The 4,980-nt window shown below is 70.2% G+C and carries 4 protein-coding genes and 1 pseudogene; 1 reads left to right on the top strand and 4 read right to left on the bottom strand.

The features are described 5' to 3' along the window. Positions 1-250: 250 nt before the first annotated feature. Positions 251-1,009 carry a hypothetical protein gene (locus tag AQJ91_RS44525; protein WP_067034749.1) on the bottom strand — a complete coding sequence of 253 codons (759 nt, stop codon included), beginning with the start codon at positions 1,007-1,009 and terminating at the stop codon, positions 251-253. Between the two features lie 191 nt (positions 1,010-1,200). Between AQJ91_RS44525 and AQJ91_RS44520 the strand changes: the two genes are divergently transcribed. Beyond that, positions 1,201-2,436, top strand: coding sequence for an LPXTG cell wall anchor domain-containing protein (locus tag AQJ91_RS44520; RefSeq protein WP_067034747.1), 1,236 nt, complete (start codon positions 1,201-1,203; stop codon positions 2,434-2,436). A gap of 69 nt (positions 2,437-2,505) precedes the next feature. On the opposite strand, the gene AQJ91_RS44515 is transcribed toward AQJ91_RS44520, so the two are convergent. From AQJ91_RS44515 to AQJ91_RS44505, 3 genes and pseudogenes are all read right to left on the bottom strand, one after another. Next, positions 2,506-3,831, bottom strand: coding sequence for an MFS transporter (locus AQJ91_RS44515; RefSeq protein WP_067034745.1), 1,326 nt, complete (start codon positions 3,829-3,831; stop codon positions 2,506-2,508). A 143-nt stretch (positions 3,832-3,974) separates the two neighbouring features. Then, entirely contained in the window at positions 3,975-4,547 is a 573-nt protein-coding gene (locus AQJ91_RS44510) for a class I SAM-dependent methyltransferase (protein ID WP_234383410.1), read from the bottom strand. A 133-nt stretch (positions 4,548-4,680) separates the two neighbouring features. Next, positions 4,681-4,980: pseudogene (locus tag AQJ91_RS44505) on the bottom strand (hypothetical protein); the annotation flags it as partial.

Here is a 4,980-nt window from a genome sequence, read left to right as displayed (position 1 = left end):
CTCAGGGCCGGCCAGACCGCTCACCGCTACGGCAACGGGCAGCACATCGACGCCATCTGTTACGTGGCACCCGGGGCCTGACCGGTCACCCGGTCAGCAGCGAGCACAAAGCGAGTACAAGACGCCCGGCCAACAAGACGTAGGCCGAAGGCGGACGTCATCGCCGCCGCGCCTGCCACGTTCAACGCGTGGGCGCCGTCTCGGTCGTCGCAGTTGTCATTCCCGTGCCTGCGGCTGGGCGCGGTCATGTTCAGTCCATCGAGGCTCGCACCGCGTCGTCCCAGGCGTCGGGGCTGCGGTAGTGGTTCCCGTGCCCCGCGGCGAGCACGGACCGGAGTTCCGCGAGATGCGGGGTGTCCGCCGGGAGTTGCAGTCGCGCGAGGAGAGCCAGTGCGGCTGTCGGCTCCAGGTCGCCGTAGACATCGTGGTAGCCGGCCAGCAGGCCCTTGAACAGCGGCACATGCAGTGCGGGGAGCCGCACGGCGCTGTCGTACGCCTTCTGCTTCACGAGCCAGGGCACGGGACCTGAGCAGGCCAGGACCCGGTCCGCACGTCGGAGCGGGGCGTCCGATCCCTCCGCCACGATGTGGGCGATGTCGTTCCCGAGCACCTCTGCGAAGGCCGTCGCGGCGGTGTCGCGGTCCTCGAACCAGTCGACCCACAGCGAATAGGTGACGGGCTCGGCGTCCCGGTCCGCCTCCAGCCGTCGGCGATAACCGTCCCAGAGCACATCGGCGGGCAGGGGCCCCTGCGGACCTCGGTCCGCGAACCCGATCTCGCACGTCACCCAGTACTCGTCGAGGAGATCCAGCAGCCCGAAGGCCAGCCGCACCTGCTCGGCCACGTCCATGCGCTCGTCGGTGAACACCTCGCCGGCCCAGGAGTGCGCGATCTCATTGGCAGTGAGCGGCCGCTCCGGATTCTCGGCGTCGATCCAACCGTCACCGGCCTCGACAACGCCCCGCTCGGCGAGCCAACGCCGGGCGTCCTCCGTGGCTTGCGTCTCCATGCGGGAAGTATGACAAGCCGCGACGTGTGTCCTACCGCCATGCTCGAGCGCGATGGGAGAGGGGAGATGGGAGATGGGAGATGGGAGCCGACGGCCGTACAACCCCAGGTACCTCCCAGGTGTCCAGGACATGACCGGTTGGCCAACGGCCCCCCGGTCATGTCCTTCCTGCCCCACCTGGGAGACCCACCGTGCGCCAGCACCTCCGCACCTCGTCGGCCGTCGTGGCCGCCGCCGCGATCGCCGCCGCCGTTCCCGCAGTCGTCGCCCCCGCGGCGTACGCGGAGGAGGCCGCACCCGCGCTGGCGATCTCGACGCTGCCGAATCTCGCCCCCAAGCCCGGCGACGTCTACGACAAGTCCGTCACCATCACCAACTACGGCACGGCACCCTCGGAGAGCGTGGTCTTCCGGGTCCGGCTGACCCGTGGCCTCGACTTCACCGAGCAGGCCGAGGGCTGCACCTACTCGACCGTGCAGGACCAGGTCAGGCAGGCGGTGTGCGAGCTCGGCACAGTCGTCGAGCCGGGCGCCTCGGTCACCACGCCCGTGCGGTTCAAGGCGCTCCCCCACGCGCTGATGGAGGCCGTCGAGTACGGCACCACCCCCACCGGCGCGGCCCCGGACGAGGGCTTCACCGACGCCTACAAGCGCCTGACCCTGACCTCGGACAGCTCGGCCGACCTCGTCGCGACCGGCGACAAGGCCACGGTGTCCCCCGGCGACACCGTGACCGTCAACGCCACGCTGCGCAACGACGGCCCCGGCTGGATCCAGAACAACGTCAGCGACGACCTCCCGGGCCTCAAGGTGCAGATCCCGCCGGGCACCACCGCGGTCGAAGTCCCCGCGGAGTGCTCCCCGTTCAACATCGACGGCCCGAGCGGCCCGTCCCAGCCGGGCAGGCCCGAGTACGTCTGCTGGCCCAAGGACGCCACCCTCGACGTCGACGAGTCGCACACCTACGCCTTCAAGCTGAAGGTGAAGGACACCGCGAAGGACACCAAGGGCGAGGTGAAGGCGAGCTCCGTCTACAACATCACCCCGAAGTACGACAAGAACCTCGCCAACAACACGGCGTACCTCAGCATCGACGTCACCGGCGACGACAAGCCGGGCCCCGGCACCTCGGGCGGCTCCTCCACCGGCGGCGGATCGGGCGAAACCAGCACGGGCGGCAGCGGCAGCGGCAACGACCCGGAGGGCCAGTCCACCGGCGGCTCGGGCTCGACGGGCGGCACGTCGACCGGTGGCACGACCGGCAGCTCCACCAACGGCTCGACCGGCGACACCACCGGCGGCAACCTGGCCAGCACCGGCTCCGACGGCACCCCGCTCCTCGCCGGTGCCGCCGCTGCCGCCGCGGCGCTGGGCGGCCTCCTGGTCCTGGCCGTACGACGCCGCCGCGCGGGCGCCAAGACCTCCTGACCGCCCTACGGCCATCGCACCCCGGGCCGGCGATCGAGGCCCGGGGCGCCCCCGTCGCCGTAGCAGCCCTCAGGCCGCCGTCGCGAGTTCACTCGGCCGCCGCCGGATCACCAGCGACATCAACGCCGCCGCCGCGCACAGCGCCCCGGACGCGTACCAGACCATGTCGTACGTCCCGAAGACGTCCCGCGCGACCCCGCCGAGGAAGGCGACCAGCGCGGCGCCGACCTGGTGGGAGGCGAGAACCCAGCCGAAGACGATCGCGCTGTCGTCGCCGTAGTGCTCCCGGCACAGGGCGACGGTGGGCGGGACGGTGGCGACCCAGTCGAGGCCGTAGAAGACGATGAAGAAGACCATCGGCGGGCGGACCGACGGGTACAGCAGCAGGGGCAGGAACAGCAGCGAGATGCCGCGCAGGGCGTAGTACACCGCGAGCAGCCGGCGCGGGTCGTGGCGGTCGGTGAACCAGCCGGAGGCGATCGTGCCGACCACGTCGAACACGCCGATGACCGCGAGCAGCGAGGCCGCCGTCGTGATGGGCATGTGGTGGTCGTGGGCGGCGGGCACGAAGTGGGTCTGGATCAGGCCGTTCGTGGACGCGCCGCAGATCGCGAAGGTGCCGGCGAGCAGCCAGAAGGGGCCGGTGCGGGCCGCCGAGAAGAGGACCGTGACCGCCCTGCGCGCGGCGCCCGGCACGGGGGCGGGCTTGGGCACGAACTCCTTTGCCCCGTACGGCTTCAGGCCCACGTCGGCCGGGTGGTCACGCAGCAGCAGCCAGACGAAGGGGACGACCGCGAGGGCCGCGAGGGCGACCGTGACGGCGGCGGGGCGCCAGTGGTGGGTCTCGACGATCCAGGACAACACGGGCAGGAAGATCAGCTGGCCGGAGGCCGAGGCGGCGGTGAGGATGCCGGTGACCAGGCCGCGCCGCTCGGTGAACCAGCGGTTGGTGACCGTCGCGGCGAAGGCCAGCGCCATCGAGCCGCTGCCCAGGCCGACCAGCAGGCCCCAGCACAGCAGCAGCTGCCAGGCCGCCGTCATCCACACCGTCAGGCCGGAGCCGAGCGCGATCACGGTCAGCGCGACCGCGACCACCCGCCGGATGCCGAACCGGTCCATCAGCGCCGCCGCGAAGGGCGCGGTCAGCCCGTAGAGGGCGAGGTTGACGGAGACGGCGGCGCCGATCGTGCCGCGTGTCCAGCCGAAATCCTCGTTCAACGGGTCGATGAGCAGGCCCGGCAGGGAGCGGAAGGCGGCGGCCCCAATGATCGTCACGAAGGTGACGGCGGCGACGAACCAAGCGCGGTGCAGTGACATTTTGCGGCTCCGCCACGGGCGCGTACGCCGACCCGAACGGGGCTCCTGAGCGGTGCTGGCTTCGGTTGTCTGGGGCACGCCATCGAGCTTCCGATCTCCGGCCCACCCGAACGAGTGGCCCGAAAGACATCATTCGTTAGGATCGGGCCATGGCCCCTCCCGTGCCACCTTGTAACCGCCACCTCGAAGAGAGCGCCTGAGACAGGCGCACAGCCATGCGGTCAGGCCGCCAAGGCGCGGACAAGCATCGTGCCCACGGCCCTGCCCTCTGGCGGGTCGATCAGGGACACACGCACGTCAGAGAAGCCGTGCCCCGTCAGAATGCGACTCCACTCATCCAGGGTGCGGTCGTGCCGCAGTCCGGCTTTGGCGGGCTTGGGCCCTTGGCCGCCTGGAGGCAAATGCGAGAAGGCCAGGATGCCGCCCGGCGCCATACGCGAGCGGATCAGCGGGAGCAGGATGTCCGGATCGACGAACCACACGGCACCAAAGATCGAGAGCACGACATCGAATGTCTCGTCCGTCTCGTTCAGGAACGCCGTCGCCTCCGCCGTACGGAAGTCAAGGCCCGGCAGATTGCCCCAGCGCTCCCTCGCGACCGTCTCGCGGGCGGGGGCAATGTCCACCCCTTGACCTGTCGCGCCAAGCGTCACGAGGTGCGCGAGGTTACTACCGCTCCCCGAGCCGAGTTCCAGCACCCGGCGTCCGGCAACGGGACCTAGAAGGCTCTCGTTCGGCCCGTGATCGGCGTACTGGGTCCAGTTCAGCCAGGTCGTATCACCCTTGGCGTTCATGGTCCTGCGTGGCTTGCTCCCCACCGCGTACCTGTCCCAGGACTCAGCCAATGACATGCGGTGATCCTTTCCGGCAAGAGGGGCCCACCCCTCAACGTACGGGGATGGACCCCAACTCACGTGCTGCTCATTACTACTTGGGCGAGTCGTGGCACCCGGCGTGGCACTGGTTGCAGTCGGCCGCGTCCTCCATGCCCCACAGGTCGGGGTCGATCTCGAACCCGGCCGCCTTGATGGCCTTGATCGTCTGTTCCAGAACGAGCGGGCCGCCGGTCTTGGGGTCGTGCCCATCCCGCGTCGCCTCGTCATCGCTGACGCACTGGACACCGGCCGCCGAGCCCGGAAGCACCGGAACGTGATGGATGTACCGGCCGAAGTGCCGGTTGGTGAAGTGGTGGTACGGGATCGAGTCGAGCTTGACGCTCTCCCCCTT

The organism is Streptomyces dysideae (assembly GCF_001514305.1).
Classification (GTDB): Bacteria; Actinomycetota; Actinomycetes; order Streptomycetales; family Streptomycetaceae; genus Streptomyces; species Streptomyces dysideae.
The sequence above is the reverse complement of the archived record's forward strand: the minus strand, read 5'-3'. Positions and strand labels throughout refer to the sequence as shown.

What these genes read in the sequence shown, in the direction of transcription:
- AQJ91_RS44510 (WP_234383410.1), bottom strand. Translation starts at nt 4,547, where the DNA reads ATGAACGCCAAGGGTGATACGACCTGGCTGAACTGGACCCAGTACGCC.
- AQJ91_RS44525 (WP_067034749.1), bottom strand. Translation starts at nt 1,009, where the DNA reads ATGGAGACGCAAGCCACGGAGGACGCCCGGCGTTGGCTCGCCGAGCGG.